The sequence below is a fragment of the Flavobacterium frigoritolerans genome (genome assembly GCF_025847275.1).
Classification (GTDB): domain Bacteria; phylum Bacteroidota; class Bacteroidia; order Flavobacteriales; family Flavobacteriaceae; genus Flavobacterium; species Flavobacterium frigoritolerans.
Genome location: NZ_JAOZEV010000025.1, coordinates 1 through 21,429, shown reverse-complemented (window position 1 = coordinate 21,429; position 21,429 = coordinate 1). Strand labels below are relative to the sequence as shown.

Sequence of the window (21,429 nt, the reverse complement as noted above, 5' to 3'; positions counted from 1 at the left end):
AGTTTAATTATATTAGTTAGATATGGGGTTTGCCACTAATGGCTTTAATAAGGCATATTCTTTGGCCGTCATTATACCTTCCTCTGTACTAAGTATTTCGATTGCAATTTGTTTGTTGTCCTCACAAGCTACATTTACCGTATTGTTTATAGAAATGATTGTTCCTGGTTTGTCTTCATGAGGTTTATCTAATAGGGTTGCTGCTATTATTTTAATTTGTTCTCCCATTAAAGTAGTATCGGCACCAGAATTCCAAGGATTGCATGCGTTTATTAATGCGATGATTTCATCTGCATACATCCGTTTCCAATTAATGTAAGTATCTGTTAATTCTGGCTTTTCATAATAATAAGCTAATGATTCATCTTGAGGCTGATTAGGAATATTACTAGCAAATTGTAACATATTTGCCATATTCAAAGCCACTTGCGACATACGTTCGCATAATCTTACTGTTAATTTTCCGTAAGTATCGTTTTCTTGTATTCTTATAGGATCATTGAAAATAATATTTCCTTGATCAAATTTTTCGTTCATAAAATGCGCACAAATTGCGGTCTCCTTTTCTTGATTTTTTAGTACTTCAAAAATTGGCATTGCTCCACGGTATTGTGGTAATGGTCCTGGGTGGAAATTGATGAATTTATTATTTCCATAGGATAAAACAGATTCAGGAAGAAGAAATGGGAATGAGATACAAAAAATATAATCGGGTTTTATAGCATCAATCCAACCTCTCATCTCTTCCATACTTTTTTTAGTAGGGAATGATTTAAATCCTAAGTTATTGTCTTCTGATTCTCTTTCTAAAGCATCTATTATTGTGTTATTACTTTTTCCGATACCTATTGCACATATGAATTTCTCATATGCTAGTAATTGCAATGTGTTAAAGGCGAACTTTCCGCCACATAGTACCATTATTTTTTTTTGTGCTTCCATAATTAAATACAGACATAACTATTGTACCAAGCTGATGTCGTCTGATTTAAATCTTGGTCCGTTAGTTTTTTATAATACTCGTTTACTTCTGTTATTTTGCCTTCCAATTGTAATTCGCATTTGCCTTCAGTATTTGAAATAATAGAGGCTTTATATAAAGGAGAAATAGATGTGTTCGTTTTTGTATCAAAATAAATTTCACCTCTAGGGCTAACGAATGTTAGAGTTTGGAGATCTTGGCTAATATTTGGGATACTTTTTTTATGTTCAAGAGTTAGTTCTAATGCTTTTAAAGCTATAGTTGCACTTTCCCAACTTAACAAAGAGAAGAGATTAGGCGTTTTTCCTAATTCCGTTATAGTATCAATGAAAGTTTTATTTTCTACTGATTCAATTTTTTTAGACCAAGCCGCAATGCCTTTTACATTATTTCCTGGATAAATGGCATTACCTAGCATTGTTTCTTCTAAGCCAAATGGAGTTAGATAAACGGGTAGGTTTTGTTCTTCAAATGTGTTTTTAATTTGTTCAAAATACCATTGTACATAATCACCACTAAAAATGCTCAACAAGGCACTTTCAGGAAAATTATTCAAATGATCTTTTAACGGTTCCATCGTAAAATCTTCTGATTTATAGCCAGTGGCATGATTAAAAGATATTGTCCCTCCATTATCTTGAAATGATTTTGATATACTATAGGTATGTAAATACCCTCCATCATAATACCCTGTTACCATACCAGCATTCTTATATCCATCTTTCCTAGCTTCTTTAGCGGCAAGTGAAGCCCCTAAAGAATTATGAAGCGAATGATAAAAGATATTGGGACAGGTTGGCCACTCATGAGGCATATTGGCGCCAGCATCTAAAACAATTAATATTCTATTGGTAGCAAGAAAAAGAGGGCGGAGCAATTGAGCAGTTTGATGACCTATGTAAGCAATTACAATAGATGCATTTTCTTCAAGCAAAAGCTTTTCGGCACTACGATAACATTGTTGTTTATCGGCACCAAAACCTATGTTTTCTGTAACTATTTTTATATCACTCCTTCCTAATTGTTTTAGACCAGACCGGAGACCTTCATATAAATCAAAACCAATAGTTTGATAGTATGTGGAACGGGGCAATAGAATTCCTACTATTTCCATATAATTTATGTAATAACTAATTAGGAGAACTCTATATGATATTCTCCTTGATTTTATTTATAATTAATTTCTACTTGGAAATATACCTTCCATAGCAATGGAATAATTAATAGTTAAATATGGGTTTTGTACACTAAGCGGTGTGCCTGTACCTGCTATATCAGTATTACCTGAAACTGCAGTGCCTCCAGTAAAAACATTATTGGTAGCTCCATTACCAGAATATGTAGATGCTTTTGTAGTAGCGGGGAAATTTCCTTCTGCAGAAGATTCATCTGCATTTGCACTAGAAGCTTTTATTTTTACGGCAACATTGTTTAAGGTATGAACGTGCGGAGGCATATTTGATGTAAGTACAGAAACAGAAGTTACTCCTCCAGTTTGTCCCATCACGTAGCTAGCTCCTAATGCGCTCTGTCCTTGACCTACTGGCATGCGGCCCTGAAGATTAGGAAGTTGAAATGTTGTTTGGCCATTTCCTCCATAATAAGTACCTATAAGAGAGAATAATGCGGTGTTTTGTGCAATACTTATGGTTTGGCCTTGGCAGACTGCGTAACCTCTAGGTGCAAAATTGAATGCAAAAATCTTAATTTCTCCGATAAATGGTTCTGTAGACATAGTTTTTTAGTTTAATTAGTTAAATTCAAAATTAGATTATAATGAAAATATGGATACACGTATTTATACGTGTTTTTTATAATAAACTTGTAACTTGTTATTTATCAATAGTGTATAATGAACGTTTTAGATTTTGTCTTATAAAATTAGATTTTTAGTAGCAGCTATTTTGTTAAATAAAAGTTAAAAATTATTATTATTTTAACTTTGTGGTAATACGAGTTTTTCGGATTTTATTTTTTGTTAAAAGAATAAAAAAGCAGTAGTTTAGCGCAAATATTAACAAACCTAAAGTTGATTTTTAATTAATAAAAAAAACTAAATTATGACAGAGAATAACAAATTAAGAGAGAAAGACACAGAAATTTCATTAGAAACTGCTGAAAAATGGGCAAAAAATTGGAAAGATCCTAAAAGTGATTCTGATTCTAAAAATAAGGTGAATGCTTACTTAATTCCAAAAATAAATTTAGAATTAGTTTTAAAGCAGGGAATAGATGCAGTACGAGCTTACATTGGAATAAATGATGCAGGGGAACAAACCTTAATGATTGTAGGAACTAGATACAACGAAAAAACGGGTATTTATGAAGATATGCTTCCTAAAGGTGTTGATGCCGAAGGAAGATATGGCGACGAGACTTCACCAGCCATATACGATTTTAGTCAACCTTGTCCTCCTCAAGGAGATCCGTCTAGTCCACTTAATAATATGTAATTTATGTATTCATTTCTTGTTAATTTTGGATATTTCCTTTTGCTGATTAATTTTATTGTATTTGCAATTGGTCTTTCTAAGAAACAAAAAAGTTATGTGATATTTACAGTGTATCTTTTTTTAATTGTATGTATTCAGATAATTACACTTGTTTTAAGAAAACTGGGTGTAAATAATCTATTTTTATCGCATTTTTATTTTATTGGTCAGTTTCTTATGCTAGGTCTTTTTTATTTTAATTTGATAGCAGACAAATTTCAAAAAAAAGTAATTAAAATCACACTTGTTTTGGCGCTATTAAGTTTAGTCATTCAATATAGTATTAGACCAGATTTATTTTTTGAGTTCAATTTATATGAAATATTCATTACTTCCTTTTTACTTATAATTTATGCTACATTTCATTTTTACAATATGTTGAATGGTAAAAAAGTGTTTTATTATATCAACATAGGTATCATATTGTATTTGTTTGGAAGTACTATTTTGTTTTTAGTAGGTAATCTATCGATAATGTTAAGTTCAAAATATTACAAAGTACCTTCGCGAATAAATTATATCTTATATATAGTCTTTCAGTTATTTATTTTAATTGAATGGAGGAAAAGTTTCTATAAAAATAAAGGAACTAATTCTCTGAATTAGTTCTAATTGAGTAGCAACAATGACTTGTTTAAATTTGGTGTAATATATCAGGATTATATTTTTAAATAAAAGTATTGTACGGATAGCAAAATGCTGATAAAGGAATACTATAAATTATATAAGATAGTATTAAAATAAATGTAGCTCTATATTATATGTATAGGCTTACAAACCGAGAATCTTTGTCAAAGCTTAAATTTTGGCAGAGATTTTTTTTGTTAAGCTACTTTCAATTATCAGATTAAATGCGATATTTTTATTCGTAAATTTGCGTATACTAATAAGAGAAAAACCGAGAATGCTTTTAAATTCCAGTCCAATTCCAGAAAGTGAAATTGTAGCAATAATTATATTTGGATGTTTGTCTTTCATATTGATGGGAGTTGTTTTTATATTGTTTTTCTATTTCTCAAGAAAGAAAATTATAAAAGAACAATTAGAAAAAAAAGATTTAGAAATTCAATATCAAAAAGACCAGATTCAAGCTGTTATTATTACACAGGAAGAAGAACGAAAGCGAATTGCACAAGACTTGCATGATGACATTAGTTCTAAACTTAATGTAGTTTCATTAAATAGTTATCTATTAAGAACTTCAAATCTAACAGAGAAAGAAGTGATGGATATCACTGGGAATATTATAGATTTAACAGCTAAAGCACTTGATAATTCTAGGAAGATAGCCCATGGTTTGTTTCCTCCAGTATTAGAGAAATTTGGATTACATGCAGGTATAGAAGAGTTATGTTTAGAGTTTGAAAGTAGTAAAGCTGTAAAAGTAGATTTTCAGAATAAAATTCAATTTGATGAAAAATATAAAGACAAGCATTTACATGTTTTTAGAATTTTACAAGAACTGATGAATAATTCATTACGACACGGAAAGGCAACTCAAATTTCAATTTCTTTTGAAGATAAAAAAGGAATAAGTACAGGAATATATTCAGATAATGGAATTGGTTTTGATTGCGAAAATAAAGAGAATCTAAAAGGACTTGGTATGAAAAATATAGAAAGCCGAATTTCTTTTCTGAATGGTACTTTGTGCGTAAATTCAGCTATAAATAAAGGGGTTTCAATTGTTTTTACCTTTTAGAAATAAAAAATTATTGTTTAAGTTTACATTTTTTGTATTTTCGTAAGGTAAATAGTTTTTTTTGTAATTTTTTGATATTTAATTTGTTAAGAAATTATAAGTAACTAGTGATATTTTGAAAAAATGAAAGCCCCCATAAAAATAATTTTAGTTGATGATGAAGTTTTATTTCGCAAAGGGATTATCTTTTTGTTGGAAAGAGAAGAGAATTTAAAGGTTATTTACGAGGCATCAAATGGAAATGAACTTATATCTTATCTAAATAAATCATCTAGTCAACCAGACATTGTTATTATCGATTTAAAAATGCCAATTTTAAATGGAGTAGAAGCAACCAAAATTATTCACAAAAAATTCCCTGATATTAAAGTGATTGCTTTAACAAGTTATGATACCAAATCTTTTGTCGCAAATATGTTAGAAGTTGGAGTAGTTTCTTATTTAATAAAAAATACAACACCAAAAGATTTAATCTTTACAATTAATGAAGTGAGCACTAAAGGGTATTATTATAACGATAATGTGCTTAAAATTATTCAAGAAATAGCTAAAGCAGGTAAAAATACCCGATGTAGTCTGGATACTAACTTTCTTTCAGCTCGTGAAATTGAAGTGTTGCGCTTGATTTGTTTACAAAAAAGTACAGCCGAAATAGCAGAAGAGCTTTTTATTAGTCCCAGAACTGTTGAGGGACATCGAAATAATTTATTACTAAAAACAGAGTCCAGGAATACAGCAGGATTAGTTGTTTATGCAATTCAAAACGAAATTGCAGCTTTTACGAATTAATAGTCTTAATTAATTTCGCTGCTTGTTAGAAATTGAATAGATAAAACGTAGTAAAGTATTATTGTCAGTACTAATAAACAAATGCCTATCTTCCGAAATAAATTTGTATGTTTAGCTTTATTATTTGTTTCAATAAGTTTCATTATATGTGATTTCATAGTTAATTAGTTTTTATAGAAAAGCAAATTTAGCAAGAGTTACTCAAATATTTACGCGTGTTTTTACGTGTTTTTTTTAAAACGGATAATTGAATAATCTAACATCAGGAGAGATAAAAATAAAACAGATTTAAAATGAAATATTATATTGCTTATGTTTTCTTCTTTTTATTATCATTTAGCGGCAAGGCATCATTTATTTTGCTTCCAATGGACGAAACGACACAGCAAAATCATTTAAAAGCTTATGGTATAACCTATTGGTGCTTAAGTAAAAATTATAAAGCCAGTTGGTTGCTTAATTATAGAGGAGGTTCTTTTTTGTTACCAGATGCAGAAGAGATTCGAAAAGAATGTAAGATCCGAGGGGTTAGTTTTGAAATACTTTCTGATAGTGAAGAAAATTCTATTTTAAATGAAATTTCGAGCCCATCACAGAATATGGAAACAGTTATTCTCGAGAAAGCACCCAAAATAGCAGTTTACACACCAAAAGGAAAACAGCCTTGGGATGATGCAGTGACTTTGGTATTAACGTATGCAGAAATACCTTTTACTCCAATTTATGATGAAGAAGTTCTAAGTGATCAGCTATTGTTATACGATTGGTTGCATTTGCATCATGAAGATTTTACAGGACAATATGGTAAGTTTTATGCAGCTTATAAAAATACACCATGGTATATAGAGCAAAAGAAAGATGCAGAAGCATTAGCAACTAAATTAGGATATGATAAAGTATCAAAAGAAAAAGGAGCTGTAGCCAAAAAAATTAGAGATTTTGTTATAGGTGGAGGATTTATGTTTGCAATGTGTTCAGCAACAGATAGTTTTGATATAGCTTTGGCTGCAGACGGTGTTGATATTTGTGAAGCAATGTTTGATGGTGATACGAGTGAGCCAAACTATCAGTCGAAGCTTAATTATGCTAATTCGTTTGCTTTTAGAGATTTTACTTTAGAGCGTAAACCCGAAGTATATGAGTTTTCAGATATAGATATGACTCCGAAAAGACGTGTATCTATGGAAAAGGATTATTTTACTTTAATGGAATTTTCGGCAAAATGGGATCCAATTCCTAGTATGTTGTGTCAAAATCATACACAATTAGTAAAAGGATTTATGGGACAAACGACTTCGTTTGATGCCGCCTTTGTAAAATCGAGTGCTTTGGTAATGGGAACATGCGAGATAAATGGTGAAGTAAGATACATTCATGGTGAAAAAGGTAAAGGGATGTTTACTTTTTTTGGAGGACATGATCCTGAAGATTACCAACATAAAGTAGGTGATCCACCCACAGTTTTAGATTTACATCCAAATTCACCTGGATACCGATTAATTCTTAACAATGTTTTATTTCCAGCTGCAAAAAAGAAAAAACTTAAAACTTAATTTAAAGAAAATTCCATCCATATCGGAATGTGATCAGATATTTTTCGTGCTTCTTTTAAGGAGTTATAATCTTTATAAAAATGAATTATCCCTTTGTTTATTATTTTTATTTTTGAGGAGTGATAAAAAATATTATCAAATTCAGAAGCTAAACATTGGTTAGTAATGCATTTTTGTTTCAACGATGTTTTTTGGTTTTCTAGAATTGGTCGGTATCCCATATTCTTCAACGGATTAAAGACAGTATGCGATTGAGGACAATTGAAGTCACCTACAAAAATTAAGTTTAGATTAGGATATTGCTGAGGTAAAAACTTAAAATGCTTAATTTCTGTTTCTGGTTGTTTGCTTTTTGTAATAGCGTGGAAGTTTACAATCGTAAAATTTTTGCCGTCTTTTTCAAAAGTAGCAAAGTAAGGTTCACGATCTATTTGTTTTTCATATTGCTTTTCAAGCCAAGGTTTTCCTTTTAGTTTTACTTTATTAGTTTTCCAGAGAAATGCATATCGTTCTGTTTTGTAAGCGCTACTGCTTGTAGGGTTACTAATAGCATAATCCCATTTTGTTCCTTTTCTATTTAGTTCATCTACTAATCTTGCTACTGCTTGAGAACCACCATAACCAGCTACAACTTCTTGAATTGCAATAATATCATGATTTTTTATTGTGTTAGCGATAGAGTTAATTTCTTGTTCTGATTTTGATTTACCAAAGTTTTCGATATTCCAGGAAAGTACTTTGGTTTGGGCATAAAAGAATGTTGTCAGAAAAAGAAATAGGAGTATAAATGGGATTCTCATTTGTAAATATTAATTCTCAAATATAAAGATTATCCTAGAATTACCTAGTTCTCCCAGCCACAAAGAGTAAGGCCATAGCCTTGTGCCTGTTTTAAAGTAAGTTTTGTTATTTCTCGTTTACAAGAACTTAAACCACGGCAAGATTCTTTGTAATGGTACTTTTTTGCGCCACTCGCACCACATGCATATACATTGGTTTCTGCCAGATTAAATGAGGTAAGAGTAATGAACAAAATTAGTATAATAAATTTCATGTTTTTTTTTGTTATTATTTAAGATCAATTGACTACCAGAGTATATTCATTCCCATTTTTATCTGTAGCTTTTAATCTACCATAATCAATCCATTCAGCTATTATTTCAATTTCCTCATCATTATTATCTATTATTATCCCTGCTCCGTATTTTTTCTCAATATTTATAATTCCAGTAACTAAATCACCATCTTGGTCATAGCCATTTACATCATAAGTATATTCATAATTACCAGATGTACCAGTTCGATATTCGTACTGGTAGTTTATATCTTTATGGTACGTTTTGGCTTCTTCGGGAGTAATAGATTTTACATCAGCAGCAGTTATTACTTCTTTGTAAAACGGTTGAGGCTTATCTTTTTCTGCCTTTGGTTGTCCATTTTTACACCCTATAAACCCGAAAAAAAGACTATAGATTAGAATTTTAAATACTTGCATTGCTTTGTTTTGATGTTTTTTGTGATTAGTTATTCTCTTTTTCATACAATCCTACAGTTTCTAGTAACTCTTTTTCAAATTGATAAATGTCATCAATGGATTCTATAGGTTGTTTTATTTCGGTTTTATTATCGTTAAAAAGACCGATGTATTTCTTTGCACTATTTAAGTGAAGTCGACACAAAGGTTTTCTATTATTATCATCTAATAATATCCCAAAGTAAGATTGAGTATCCCGATGAATAATTCTGTTTGTAGGTAGTATTCGTCTTAAAATAGCAACTACAATTTTATGAGCTTCTAATTCCTCCTCAGTTGTAATAATTTTATTTTCTTCAACAACTTCAATTTGTTCTTCTTTTTGTTTGATAATTTCTTTGTTCAATGCTGCATTTAAGCGATCATTAATTTTTTCGCTTATAAATTGATTAAAAGCTTTTTGCACTAAATCTTTAAATTCGTCCACAACTTTCTCAGTAAGTCTACCAGTATATACCTTGTTTGCAAAAAGCTTGATAAACTCATTAGAAGGATTTTCTAGTTCATCATTTATTTGTTTCTTAATCTCTTTAGTATATTTTAAAGCACTGGCATTTGTAACGATATTTTCGACATTGAAATTTGATTTATGAAATTTAGAAATTTCAAGAGTTGTATTCTCTTTAAGATTAGTGATGTCAAATTCGAAAAATGGTTTCTGATCCATTTTGTTTTTTTCATCAAGGTCAGTGAAAAATTGATATTGAATTCCATTTGTCAAAAGTGCAAAACGTGTTTTAGTAACATGGAAGTATCTAAAAAGTTGTGAACTATGTGTAGTAAGGTCTTGTTTCCAACTTTTACATTCTACAATTATAATAGGTTCACCATTTTGATAAATGGCATAATCGACCTTTTCTCCTTTTTTTAATCCAATATCTGCAGTAAATTCAGGAACAACTTCCAGAGGGTTAAATGCATCATAACCTAATATATTTATAAAAGGCAAAACAAAAGCATGCTTAGTCGATTCCTCAGTTTCTATTTTATCTTTCAATTGATTAATCTTATCAGCTAATGATTTTAGTTGTGTATTGATTTCCATATTTAGTAGTTTAAGTTAAATTATTAATACATCAAACTTAATCTCATTGTAAAACAGTTTGTTACGGATTTCCGCATTCTGTGAAATAATAAATAAAATGTGTGTTTTTAAAAGAAGAGTTGCAATTACCAGAATAAGAATAAGAGAACTATTTAAATAGGTTTATACTTTTTTATATCTATTTATAATTGCAAGTATGAGTAGTACGATTTGAAAAATTATTATTGCTGGAATAAATAATAATTTCCAATCTAAATCAATACATCCCGTTACCGAGCCTAAAATAGCTATCCCATAAGACAATAAGAAACAAAGAAGAGTTGTTTTAAGTATAATTTTGTTTTTGGGAGAGATATTTTTTGCTAAATATTTTTTTGATAGTAGTATAAGATAAGTACTCTTCATAAGATAAAATTTGGTTTGCCAAACTTATAAATATGCAATTGACTATCCTTACGGAAATCCGTAAAGTATAGAGATGCAGAAAAATAAAAAGTACGTTTATACTAAACCTAAATCTTTAGCAATTGCTACAAGATGTGTGGGATTATTGGCCTTGAAGTAAATTTTAAGTTTGTTAATGCGTTTTTCGATAGAACTTTTGCTATTAGGAGTAATGCCAACTTCTTTAAATTTAGCTTCCATATTGTCCTGAGAGACGCCTATAGAAAGATATTTGATAAGTTGAATATCATAATTGTCTATTTCATTGGTCGTTTTGTCCCGAAAGATATAATTTAATTCTTGCGAAAGATATTTTTCATCAGTATCAAAAGCATTTTGTACCGCTTTCTTTAATTCAGGAATACTATTGCGCCCTTTCATTACAAAACCATTGATGTTAAAATTGTCAAATAGAGATTTTATGCGATAAGATTTATCTTCAATAGAAAATGCAATTATTTTTATTTCTGGAAATAATTCTCTTACTGCAGCAATAAGTTCTTCACCAGATTTTAAATTGTTTTCTCGATGATCTGGTTTAAAGGATAAATCAGTAATTAATAATTGGTAAGGATTATTTTCAAGGGCAGCTCCCCTAATTTTAAGTAAAGCATCATCACAATATTTAGTATATATTATTTCGGGAACATTTAGTTCCTGAAGCACTTGCTTAACTGCAATATCATTAAAATCTATATCTTCTGCTATTAAAACTTTTGTAAACATATAAGTGTATTATTTTGGAAATGTGATTTTTACTTTTAATCCTTTGTTAGGTTCAGATTCAAAAGTAAGCGTTCCTTTTATGTTAAGAATACGGTTTTCCGCATTCTTAAGACCATTTCTTAAATTCATTTTTCCACTAAAACCAATCCCGTTATCAGAATATTGTATTTGTACTTGTTTATCATTTTCTTCAAAGCCAATGACAACAAAAGAGCATTGACTGTGTTTTTTCATATTTACCAGCAATTCTTGTAATACTCGGTAAACTGCAATTTTTTTCTCAGATTGTATTTTTGACCAATTAATATCATTATTATCCTTTATAATTACGCTTACTTCATTACCATTATAACTAGATAGCATTTCTTTTAATTCATCTTTGAAGTTTTCTCCAGTATCAATAGTGCTGTTTTGTCTCGAAATATTTCGGGTACCAGAGTATATTGTATCTAAATTTGAAAGGAGAATTTCTTTATTTTCAGACGAAGACAAATCTTTGGTTTCTGCTAAAACAATGGTATGATAGACTTCATTGGCTAGTTCATCATGTAGTTTTTTAGAAATTCTGGTTTCAGACTCATAAACAGCAGCAGTCTTTTCCCGTCTTCCTTTTGTAGTTAAATAGTAATAAAGGAAAAAAATAGATCCAAAAACAAGACCAATTACAATATATAAGCTTAGATTTCTGTTTTTTACTTTTTCTAATTGCAATGCATTTTCTGCTTTTTGGGCTTTCAGCTTTAGATTTTCTTCCCGATCTTTTTTAGAATCGTATTTGATTTTTGCAAACTGATTTTTAGCTTTCTGTCTGGCTTTAATAATACTGTCGTTTATTTTTAAATAAAGAAGGGTTGTTTTCTTTAATTTTTCACCATTAGAGTTTTTAATTAATAAGTTTAATGATAATAGGCGATCATTTACATTATTTGTTTCGGTTGCTTTTAGATAAGCTAGATTTGCATATTTATGAGCAAGTTTGGTATTGTTGTTCGAATATAGTTCTGATAAGTGAAGAAAACTTGTAGTTATACCAAAGTCATCATTTATGTTTTGTCTTATTAATTTTGATTGTTCTATATATTCGACTGCTTTTGGATTATCTAATTTGTAATATGAATATCCTAAATTGTCGAGTATTCGTGCATGATTTCCAGGATTATTTGCAATGTCTTTCTTTAGACTTAAAGGATATAGTATGTTTAGAGCTTTTTCATAATTAGTCTTTCCTATATAAGCTACTGCGATATTATTACTTAAAACGTCTTTTTGCAGACCTATTTCGGCATATTTTATTGCTTGATTATAATTATAAATAGCATCATCATATTCGTTTAATCTTTCATAATTTATACCTAGGTTATTGTAAACAGCACATTTATAGTAAGAATTGGTTGTTTTTGTAAAAAAGGGAATCGCTTCAGTAGCACTTGTCTCACTACCCGAATAATCTCCTTGAATTTGTTGTGTAACTGCCATTTTTAAATAGGCATAAATTATTTTTTCATTTTCATCAGCCTTGCATTCTAACCTGGATTTATTATAATAATAAAAAGCACTGTCATATGTTTGATTATTAAAATGCTCATCTGCTAATGCTAAATAATTAGTATAGTTGGTTTTTGTTTCTGTAATTATATCTATTTTTTTTTCACAGGAAGATATCGTCAGAACTAAGGTTAAAATAAAAATCGGGAAATGCACCTTGATAAGTTTCATTTCCCGAAAATACTGAAAATTAATTAAATTGAGGTTTATATTTAATTAAGGTAATTAATTATGGTTTTTTCTTTGGAGGCGGAATTGGAGTTTGTCCATTTTGACCATCACCTCCTGAGTCAGATGGACCATCATCCGGAGTATCTGCTGCTATTGATAATTTATTCTTGTTTATTGTATCTTCAACATCATCATTTGTACAAGATACGAAAACCACATTGGTTGCTATAAAACACGCTACTATAAAAATTCTTTTCATCTTCTTTAGGTTTAAAATTTAGACATAGTCCAGCTTGTTCGATTTGAAATCGAAATTTTTGCTGATTTACAAACCGCACTTTGCGGATTGCTTTTTTTAGATTTTTTTCTTGGGAAGTGAAGTGTGTGAAACAGTATGATCTTATCTATACTTCCCGAATAAACTCGGTCTTACGGATTCACGCACTTTTTTAAAGAAGTAGTTTTGTACATTTGTTTTAACCTGCAGATTAAACCGGTAACTAATTCCGAGGCAAAGAAATATCAGTTTTGGCGGGGTGTTGAGATGGAATTCCAGTAATGCTGATAATTCTGTTGATTGCTGCAAAATGTTTAACAATTCCGATAAATGCTTATGAGTAGAATTACTTTTGAAGAATATAAAAGTGGTGTAAAAACAAAATATCAATCTTTTAAATTGGTAGAACCTACGGGGATTTTATTGAATCCTTCACCAGCACAATTGCGTAATTTATGTTTGATTCTTTTTGATAAATCATTGTCAATAAATGATGAAAATGCATTTAGAGTATTTCTAAATGCCAAAGAGGGGGAAGATTTAAGAAGAGTTATTGAGAGATTTGAAATTTCCAGATTCCGACCTGTCATATCTTTCTTAACAGGAGAAACAGAATCGGATAATCCTGCAAGAATTGAATTAGCAGCCGTTTTAGTAGATTTTGAGAAGAGACCATATAGTAGGTTTTTAAAAGAAGAATTGGTTATAAATACACCTAATTCTGGTTTAACTGAAATATCAATACCTATTGAAGTAGAGAAAGAATTATTATCTGAAGATGTAGAGGTTCATGCTCAACCTTTTGTTGGAGAACTTAATAATTCAACATTAAAAACTAAAAAGAATAGTAAGAATCCTTACCTGGTAATATTGGCAGGGCTCCTTGTACTTGCAGGATTATTTGCAATTTGGAGTTTTAATGATGAAGAAAATTGTATGGTTTGGAACAAGGATCACTATGAGGAAGTACCTTGCGAAAAGGTTTCTAATACAATGACATTATTCAATCCTATAGTTACGAAGAAGGACGAAAGTTTAATTTCAAACTTTAAAAAAATAAAGGCTTGCGATACAACAAGTTTTTTTAAAATGGGAAAACCATGTATTTGGTATGGAAAGTCATTCGATGGAAGTTATGAGTATTTTACAGCTCCAGGATTGCATCCAGAAACAGGAAAGACATTAAAGTCAATCACGCCCTATATAATCGACAGGCATATCTTAAAAAATAAATAGAACTAAACTGTTGATTTATAGTGTTCTATTGCTAGCCTAGTTACAAAAAGGACCAATCGTAAGATTGGTTTTTTTGTATAAATATATTTTGGTTAAATCTAATGTGTTTGATTGTATTTAATTGTAAAACAGGTGTTTATACGCTAATTGATATTGTTTTATTATTGTTACTTTATTCTTGATTCCTATAGGATAATAAGCTCCATTTGTCAATTCTATAATTGTTTTTTTTTTTGAGTAAATCAAAAGTTTTAAAACGTTCAGGTTTAAATAGACTTAATTTCTGTGTGAATATGGTCGATTGAAAAATGAAGTTATTGTATGATAAATTGAGTTTAAAGAAATGCCACAATAGTAGAACTGTAGCTGCTGAATTTTAAGAAAGTTCCAAAAACAACTATTTTTAGATCATTCCCAATTGATAAATAGTATGTACCAAAGAGGTACATAGATAATTGCATTTTTTATTTAATAATTTAAACAAGAAGCAATGGACTTAAAAGAAAAACTTAACCAAAAAATTGGCAAGCAGCCAGACATGGTTCTAATTATTACAGATGAGCAACGTGCAACACAACATTTTCCACCAGGATGGGAAGAGAAAAATCTTCCAACTCTTACATTTCTTAAAGAGAATGGATTTAGTTTTGATAGAGCATTTTGTAATACATGCATGTGTTCTCCAAGTCGGGCAACATTATTTACAGGGACATATCCCGCAAAACATGGAGTAAGTCAGACTCTAACAGAAGGAGGACTTTTATCACCGCAAGAGCCAACATTGGATAATACTTTACCAAATATAATGAATGTGCTTTGGGCTGATGGTTACGATGTACAATACAGAGGTAAATGGCATATGAGCAAAGGAGTTGCACCTAATGGAACTAAAACGAATTATGAAAACTTAACAGCTGCGGATATTTCGTTATATGGTGCAATGGGTTGGATTGCTCCAGATGCAGGTGAAGATGTTAATCCACTTAATTTTGGGGGAGGTTATGCTAATCATGATGCCAGATATACAGCAGAAGCGATACAATATTTGAAAGAAGTAAAGATAAAAAGAGCTGCTGGAAAATATAAACCATACTGCTTAATCCTTTCACTAGTAAATCCTCATGATGTTTTGGCATATCCAAAATCAGCTGCTACTTCAGGATATTATCCAGATAGTTGGTTAGGAAGAGAGATTGAACTTCCAGCTACAGTAAATGAAAATTTACTCGAAAACAAAAAGCCAATGGCGCAAGAACAAATATTGATTAATATGGCTTTAAGTTTGGGAGCTATAGCTACTTCTGAAGAAAAACTGAATTATATTAATTTTTATGGAAATTTGTTAAGTCAAGTTGATAAAGAAATTGGATATCTCATCAAAGAATTATACGAGGAGGATGAAAATGGAAAGAAATTAGCAGACTCAACAATTGTCACTCTAACATCAGACCATGGAGAAATGGGGCTTGCCCATGGAGGATTACGTCAGAAAACGTTTGTTGCATATGAAGAAGCATTACGAGTTCCACTAGTAATTTCAAATCCTATTATATTTAAAGACCATAGTATAAAGCAATCAATGGCACTAGCTACATTGGTAGATATTATGCCCACTTTTATTGATATTGCTAATGTGTCAAATCCACCTATAGGACTTGCTGGAACCAGTTTACTACCTGTAATGGATACTGGTACAGCAGTTCAGCATAGTATTTTGTTTACTTACGATGATATTAAGGCAGGATCAAATAGTAATTGGGCAATTGTAAAAGCCGCTAATCGCATTCGCTGTATTAGAACAGAAAAATGGAAATTCGATTATTACTTCGATGCATCAAGTGCATATTTCAAACAGTACGAGCTATACGATTTAGTAAATGATCCGTTAGAAATTACCAATCTAGCTTACGATCCTGGGTATAGTGAAATAAGAATGGAATTAGAAGAGCAATTACATCAGCTCGAGGTAGACAAACTCTGGGTAAATGCTCCGACAGATGTCTTTAATACAGTAAAATTCAATTAAAGATTATTAATGACATAGTAATGTAAAAAGGCAAACTGATTAATAATCTAACAAAAACATTATGGCACAAAATCTAAATCTAGAAGTTAATGCAGTGAGTTATATGGATTTTAATAATCCAGCTGGGCAAACGACGATACAAGGAATAAGAGGAGTTTCCGACTCAGAAAATGTATATATCACAGCTAGTTTACTCGGAGAGAATAATATTGTTCAAGGGTTAATTTATGAAGGAAAGTTAATTGGAAATGGTAGCAATGGAAAATGGCATGTTGTTAATTTTCCAAGTACAGCATCAGAGATAGTTACCAATACTTCATGTTATGGGCCTAATAATGGACCAGACGGATCTATACAAATTGTTGGTTCTTATAAAATTTCAACAACTACGGGAGGAGTACCAAGTGGAAACCTTGGGTTTTATTATGAAGGACCTTTGGATGGATCAGGAACTTGGATCAGAATATCACCAAACAATGGAAATACAAATAACGTTTTTGTTCATAGTATTATGGGGGGAATTGCAGTTGGAAATTATGATGTAGAGAATGATAAAAATGGGTATGCATTTCTATATGATATAGCAACCAAAGAATACACAGAATTTAAGTTACCAGATTCGATAACCAATACTTTGTATGGGATTTGGTATAATGGTGAAGATAGCTATACATTGGCAGGAGGTTATTCAAGCCACAAGTTGGGAAAATTAAGCCAAGCTTTTCTTGTAGATTATAATGGTAAAACTAAAAAGATTAGTAATTTAAAATCATTTAGTTATCAAAATGAAACAGCTTTATCAATAATTACCCATTTTGAAGGAATTACAGGTTCTAAAGATAACGGATATAACATGCCAGCAGATTGGATAACTTTAAATGGAGATAGTAATGGAGCATCTTTCGTTTCAGTTAGTCGAAATTCAGATGGATCATTTGGAGAAGCAAATTGGATAGATATTGAGTTTCCAGGTTCAAGCATTACAAGTGCTAACACAGCATACAAAAATAATATATTAGGAATATATGTGATCAAGGATGATACAGATACAAAAGTAGTATCTTCTTTTGTTGCAAAAGTCGTTAGAGATAAATAGGAGCTAAATAGTGTCTTATTGTTAATGAACTAAAAACAAAAAACCCAATCGAAAGATTGGGTTTTTATATAAGTAAGTAATCTAAATTGTGTTTATAAAACGTTTATTTTACTTTATTAAGTACTGCTTTGAAAGCTTCAGGGTGATTCATAGCTAAATCTGCAAGAACTTTACGGTTCAATTCGATTCCGTTAGCTTTTACTTTCCCCATGAATTGAGAATAAGACATTCCTTCCAATCTAGCTCCAGCGTTGATACGTTGAATCCATAATGCACGGAAATTTCTTTTATTCACTTTTCTATCACGGTAAGCGTAGCACATTGCTTTCTCTACCGCATTTTTAGCAACTGTCCAAACGTTTTTACGTCTACCAAAGAAACCTTTGGCTTGCTTCATTATCTTTTTTCTTCTTGCTCTTTTAGCAACTGAATTTACTGATCTTGGCATAATTTTTATGTGTTTTTGTAGCTGGCGTCCCGAATTTAATCAAGGGAACTTATTGGCCATACTCCAAGGTTATTTTTAAATGTTTTAACCTAAAGAATTATTAGATAATTCTTAATTGTTGTTTGATGCTTTTCATATCTGTTTTGTGAACTAACGCTGAATGTGTCAAAGCTAATTTACGTTTTTTAGATTTTTTAGTCAAGATGTGACTTTTAAAAGCATGCTTTCTTTTAATCTTTCCAGAACCAGTAACTTTAAAACGTTTCTTGGCGCTAGATTTTGTTTTCATTTTAGGCATTTTTCCTAGTGTTTTAATTTATTCTTACTTACTTATCTTATCATCAAGTTTAAGGTTTCAAGTTTAAAGTTGTAAAACTGAATACTGAAACTGTAAACTGAATTTATTTTTTCTTCTTCGGAGCAATGAACATAATCATTCTCTTTCCTTCCAGAACAGGCATAGCTTCTACTTTACCATACTCTTCAAGATCGGTAGCTAATCTCAATAATAAAATCTGACCTTGATCTTTATAGATAATAGAACGTCCTTTAAAGAATACAAATGCTTTTAATTTAGCACCTTCTTTTAGGAATTTTTCAGCGTTCTTTCTCTTAAACTCATAATCATGCTCATCAGTCTGAGGACCAAAGCGAATTTCTTTCACTACAACTTGAGTCGATTTTGCTTTCAGGACTTTATCACGTTTCTTTTGTTCGTAAACAAATTTCTTGTAATCCATGATTTTACAAACCGGTGGCTCTGCATTTGGCGAAATCTCAACTAGATCTAATTCAAATTGATCAGCTAATCTTAGAGCTTCGGCTATTTTAAAAACACCTGGCTCTATGTTTTCGCCTACAAGGCGTACCTCAGGAACACGAATAAGATTGTTTATTCTGTGTGCATCTTTTTTTTCTACGCGAGGTTGGTAACCTCTGTTGCTTCTTATTGCTATGACTTTATAATTTAAGTTAAACTGTAAATACTTTTAATGTCTTTTTTATTTCTTCGTCTACAATTGCGACAAATTCCTCAATTGTAACTGTAATATTTCCTTTACCTTCTTGACCATGACGGCGAATAGAAATAGTACCGTTTTTCTCTTCTTCCTCACCTACAATCAGCATAAACGGTAATTTTTGCATTTCTGCATCTCTAATTTTCTTACCTATAGTCTCACTTCTGTTGTCAATTAGGGCGCGAATTTCGTGATTTTCTAGCAAATCTAAAACTTTTTTAGCATATATTTCATATTTCTCGCTCAAAGACAAGATTATAGCCTGTTCAGGCATTAACCAGAGTGGGAAATTTCCTGCAGTGTGCTCTAGCAAAATTGCAATAAAGCGTTCCATCGAACCAAAAGGGGCACGGTGAATCATTACAGGTCTATGTAATTCATTGTCAGCTCCTTTATAAGTAAGTTCAAAACGCTCAGGTAAGTTGTAGTCAACTTGGATAGTTCCTAGTTGCCATTGTCTTCCCAAGGCATCTTTTACCATGAAATCTAGTTTAGGGCCGTAAAAAGCAGCTTCACCATATTCAACCACAGTGTTTAAGCCTTTGTCGGCAGCAGCATTGATAATTGCATTCTCAGCTTTTTCCCAGTTTTCATCGCTACCAATATACTTGTCTCTGTTTTCTTTATCACGCAAAGAAATCTGAGCAGTAAAGTTTTCAAAACCTAAAGAACCAAATACGTAAAGAACCAAGTCAATTACTTTCTTGAACTCTTCGTCCAATTGTTCAGGAGTACAAAAAATATGAGCGTCATCTTGAGTAAAGCCACGTACACGAGTTAAACCATGTAATTCACCACTTTGTTCGTATCTGTAAACAGTACCAAATTCTGCATAACGCTTCGGTAAATCTTTATAAGACCAAGGTCTTACATTGTAGATTTCGCAGTGATGAGGGCAGTTCATTGGTTTCAATAAAAACTCTTCTCCTTCAGCAGGAGTATGAATAGGCTGAAAGCTATCAGCGCCATATTTAGCATAGTGACCAGAAGTTACATATAATTCTTTTTGACCAATATGAGGAGTTACTACTTGTTCGTAACCGGCTTTTTTCTGAGCTTTCTTCAAGAATTGTTCTAATCTATCACGCAAAGCAGCACCTTTAGGTAACCATAAAGGCAAACCTTGTCCAACTTTCTGAGAGAAAGCAAATAATTCAAGTTCTTTACCTAGTTTACGGTGATCACGACGTTTAGCTTCTTCAAGAAGTTCTAAATACTCAGTTAAGTCTTTTTGTTTAGGGAAAGAAGTTCCATAAACACGAGTTAATTGTTTATTTTTTTCATCACCTCTCCAGTAAGCACCAGCAACACTCATCACTTTCATCGCTTTGATGATTCCAGTATTAGGAATATGACCACCACGACATAAGTCAGTAAAAGTAGCATGATCGCAGAAGGTGATAGTTCCGTCTTCAAGGTTAGAAATTAATTCAGTTTTGTATTCGTTATCCTTATATAGTTCTAAAGCTTCAGCTTTGCTTACAGGACGCATTTTAAATTCATGTTTCCCTCTTGAAATTTCAAGAACACGGTCTTCGATCTTTTTAAAGTCGGCGTCAGTTATTTTTTGGTCGCCAAAATCAACATCATAATAAAAACCATTTGAGATTGCAGGTCCTAGAGTTAGTTTAATTCCAGGGAAAAGTTCCTCAAGAGCTTGAGCCATTACGTGTGAAGTCGAATGCCAAAAAGCTTTTTTACCTTCAGTGTCATTCCATGTATATAAAATAAGACTACCATCGGTCGTCAGTGGAGTTTCGGTTTCAATAGTTGTACCATTAAAAGAAGCCGAAATCACGTTTCGGGCAAATCCTTCACTAATGCTTTTCGCAACCTCCATAGGAGTTACGCCAGAAGCAAACTCTCTAACTGACCCATCGGGCAAAGTAATCTTAATCATTGTTTATAATTTTATGAATGCAAATATAGTGGATTACAAAAATACATACAATATATATGTACAGTTTATATTATTTACATGTGTAGTTTACATTATATAAATGGGTAGTTTATATTTTATATATGAATAGTTGGTATTAATAGGAGTAGAATTTTATATGAAGCTTAATTCTGCTATTCGCTCCAATCTTTTGTGCCGAACCATGGCATAAAAGGATTTCGGCTTCTATCAGGGCTAGGGGTTTATTAATTTCGGTTTAAATATTAAAGCGGCTACTATATAATAGTAGCCGCTTTTTTTATGTCCTTATATATAGGTGCAATATTCGACTATACTATATAGGAGGAGTTTTTTTTAGGAGCTATTCCTGCTATTCGCTTCAATCTTGTCCTTTTTAAAGGAAAAAGGACAAGGATTTCCGCTACTATCAGGGCTAGGGAGTTT

General features: G+C 31.3%; 21 protein-coding genes. 7 read left to right on the top strand and 14 right to left on the bottom strand.

Annotated elements, in window-relative coordinates; genetic code table 11:
• Positions 1-12: 12 nt before the first annotated feature.
• The 3 genes from OIU80_RS19635 to OIU80_RS19625 all read right to left on the bottom strand — a co-directional run bounded on the left by OIU80_RS19635 (position 13) and on the right by OIU80_RS19625 (position 2,717).
• Positions 13-942 carry a methionyl-tRNA formyltransferase gene (locus OIU80_RS19635; RefSeq protein WP_264288669.1) on the bottom strand — a complete coding sequence of 310 codons (930 nt, stop codon included), beginning with the start codon at positions 940-942 and terminating at the stop codon, positions 13-15.
• 2 nt (positions 943-944) lie between these two features.
• The gene (locus OIU80_RS19630; protein WP_264288668.1) at positions 945-2,096 is read right to left on the bottom strand and encodes an ABC transporter substrate-binding protein; all 1,152 of its coding nucleotides are present in this window, start codon (positions 2,094-2,096) and stop codon (positions 945-947) included.
• 63 nt (positions 2,097-2,159) lie between these two features.
• Positions 2,160-2,717 (bottom strand): phage tail protein, encoded by a 558-nt coding sequence (locus tag OIU80_RS19625; protein ID WP_264288667.1) that lies wholly within the window; start codon positions 2,715-2,717, stop codon positions 2,160-2,162.
• A gap of 325 nt (positions 2,718-3,042) precedes the next feature.
• Here OIU80_RS19625 and OIU80_RS19620 point away from each other — a divergent pair, with 325 nt between their 5' ends.
• The 4 genes from OIU80_RS19620 to OIU80_RS19605 all read left to right on the top strand — a co-directional run bounded on the left by OIU80_RS19620 (position 3,043) and on the right by OIU80_RS19605 (position 7,518).
• Positions 3,043-3,435, top strand: a complete 393-nt coding sequence (locus OIU80_RS19620) for a hypothetical protein (protein ID WP_264288666.1) — start codon at positions 3,043-3,045, stop codon at positions 3,433-3,435.
• Positions 3,436-4,378: 943 nt separating this feature from the next.
• Entirely contained in the window at positions 4,379-5,176 is a 798-nt protein-coding gene (locus tag OIU80_RS19615; protein ID WP_264288665.1) for a sensor histidine kinase, read from the top strand.
• A gap of 123 nt (positions 5,177-5,299) precedes the next feature.
• Positions 5,300-5,965, top strand: coding sequence for a response regulator transcription factor (locus OIU80_RS19610; protein WP_264288664.1), 666 nt, complete (start codon positions 5,300-5,302; stop codon positions 5,963-5,965).
• Between the two features lie 293 nt (positions 5,966-6,258).
• Complete coding sequence (locus OIU80_RS19605; protein ID WP_264288663.1) at positions 6,259-7,518, top strand: asparagine synthetase B; 1,260 nt, start codon at positions 6,259-6,261, stop codon at positions 7,516-7,518.
• Here OIU80_RS19605 and OIU80_RS19600 read toward each other — a convergent pair.
• The 7 genes from OIU80_RS19600 to OIU80_RS19570 all read right to left on the bottom strand — a co-directional run bounded on the left by OIU80_RS19600 (position 7,515) and on the right by OIU80_RS19570 (position 13,242).
• Complete coding sequence (locus OIU80_RS19600; protein WP_264288662.1) at positions 7,515-8,318, bottom strand: endonuclease/exonuclease/phosphatase family protein; 804 nt, start codon at positions 8,316-8,318, stop codon at positions 7,515-7,517. The genes OIU80_RS19605 and OIU80_RS19600 overlap by 4 nt on opposite strands.
• Before the next feature lie 44 nt (positions 8,319-8,362).
• Positions 8,363-8,572, bottom strand: coding sequence for a hypothetical protein (locus tag OIU80_RS19595; protein ID WP_264288661.1), 210 nt, complete (start codon positions 8,570-8,572; stop codon positions 8,363-8,365).
• 24 nt (positions 8,573-8,596) lie between these two features.
• Positions 8,597-9,058, bottom strand: coding sequence for a hypothetical protein (locus OIU80_RS19590; protein WP_264288660.1), 462 nt, complete (start codon positions 9,056-9,058; stop codon positions 8,597-8,599).
• On the bottom strand, positions 9,039-10,097 hold the full coding sequence (locus OIU80_RS19585; RefSeq protein ID WP_264288659.1) for a type I restriction endonuclease: 1,059 nt from the start codon (positions 10,095-10,097) through the stop codon (positions 9,039-9,041). The genes OIU80_RS19590 and OIU80_RS19585 overlap by 20 nt, the downstream gene beginning before the upstream one ends.
• A gap of 501 nt (positions 10,098-10,598) precedes the next feature.
• Entirely contained in the window at positions 10,599-11,267 is a 669-nt protein-coding gene (locus tag OIU80_RS19580) for a helix-turn-helix domain-containing protein (RefSeq protein ID WP_264288658.1), read from the bottom strand.
• Between the two features lie 9 nt (positions 11,268-11,276).
• The gene (locus OIU80_RS19575) at positions 11,277-12,983 is read right to left on the bottom strand and encodes a tetratricopeptide repeat-containing sensor histidine kinase (RefSeq protein ID WP_264288657.1); all 1,707 of its coding nucleotides are present in this window, start codon (positions 12,981-12,983) and stop codon (positions 11,277-11,279) included.
• A gap of 58 nt (positions 12,984-13,041) precedes the next feature.
• Positions 13,042-13,242, bottom strand: a complete 201-nt coding sequence (locus tag OIU80_RS19570; RefSeq protein WP_264288656.1) for a hypothetical protein — start codon at positions 13,240-13,242, stop codon at positions 13,042-13,044.
• Between the two features lie 354 nt (positions 13,243-13,596).
• Between OIU80_RS19570 and OIU80_RS19565 the strand changes: the two genes are divergently transcribed.
• The 3 genes from OIU80_RS19565 (at position 13,597) to OIU80_RS19555 (ending at position 17,618) form a co-directional block, all read left to right on the top strand.
• Positions 13,597-14,496 (top strand): hypothetical protein, encoded by a 900-nt coding sequence (locus tag OIU80_RS19565; RefSeq protein WP_264288655.1) that lies wholly within the window; start codon positions 13,597-13,599, stop codon positions 14,494-14,496.
• Positions 14,497-14,986: 490 nt separating this feature from the next.
• Complete coding sequence (locus OIU80_RS19560; protein ID WP_264288654.1) at positions 14,987-16,522, top strand: sulfatase-like hydrolase/transferase; 1,536 nt, start codon at positions 14,987-14,989, stop codon at positions 16,520-16,522.
• Between the two features lie 61 nt (positions 16,523-16,583).
• On the top strand, positions 16,584-17,618 hold the full coding sequence (locus OIU80_RS19555; protein WP_264288653.1) for a hypothetical protein: 1,035 nt from the start codon (positions 16,584-16,586) through the stop codon (positions 17,616-17,618).
• Positions 17,619-17,721: 103 nt separating this feature from the next.
• Here the strand turns inward: OIU80_RS19555 and rplT are convergent, their stop codons facing one another.
• The 4 genes from rplT to thrS all read right to left on the bottom strand — a co-directional run bounded on the left by rplT (position 17,722) and on the right by thrS (position 20,985).
• Complete coding sequence (gene rplT / locus OIU80_RS19550) at positions 17,722-18,066, bottom strand: 50S ribosomal protein L20 (protein ID WP_035633036.1); 345 nt, start codon at positions 18,064-18,066, stop codon at positions 17,722-17,724.
• Positions 18,067-18,166: 100 nt separating this feature from the next.
• Positions 18,167-18,364, bottom strand: coding sequence for a 50S ribosomal protein L35 (gene rpmI / locus OIU80_RS19545; RefSeq protein ID WP_022827375.1), 198 nt, complete (start codon positions 18,362-18,364; stop codon positions 18,167-18,169).
• A 103-nt stretch (positions 18,365-18,467) separates the two neighbouring features.
• Complete coding sequence (infC, locus tag OIU80_RS19540; RefSeq protein WP_404827387.1) at positions 18,468-19,022, bottom strand: translation initiation factor IF-3; 555 nt, start codon at positions 19,020-19,022, stop codon at positions 18,468-18,470.
• A gap of 16 nt (positions 19,023-19,038) precedes the next feature.
• Positions 19,039-20,985, bottom strand: coding sequence for a threonine--tRNA ligase (gene thrS, locus OIU80_RS19535; protein WP_195738332.1), 1,947 nt, complete (start codon positions 20,983-20,985; stop codon positions 19,039-19,041).
• Positions 20,986-21,429: the final 444 nt, after the last annotated feature.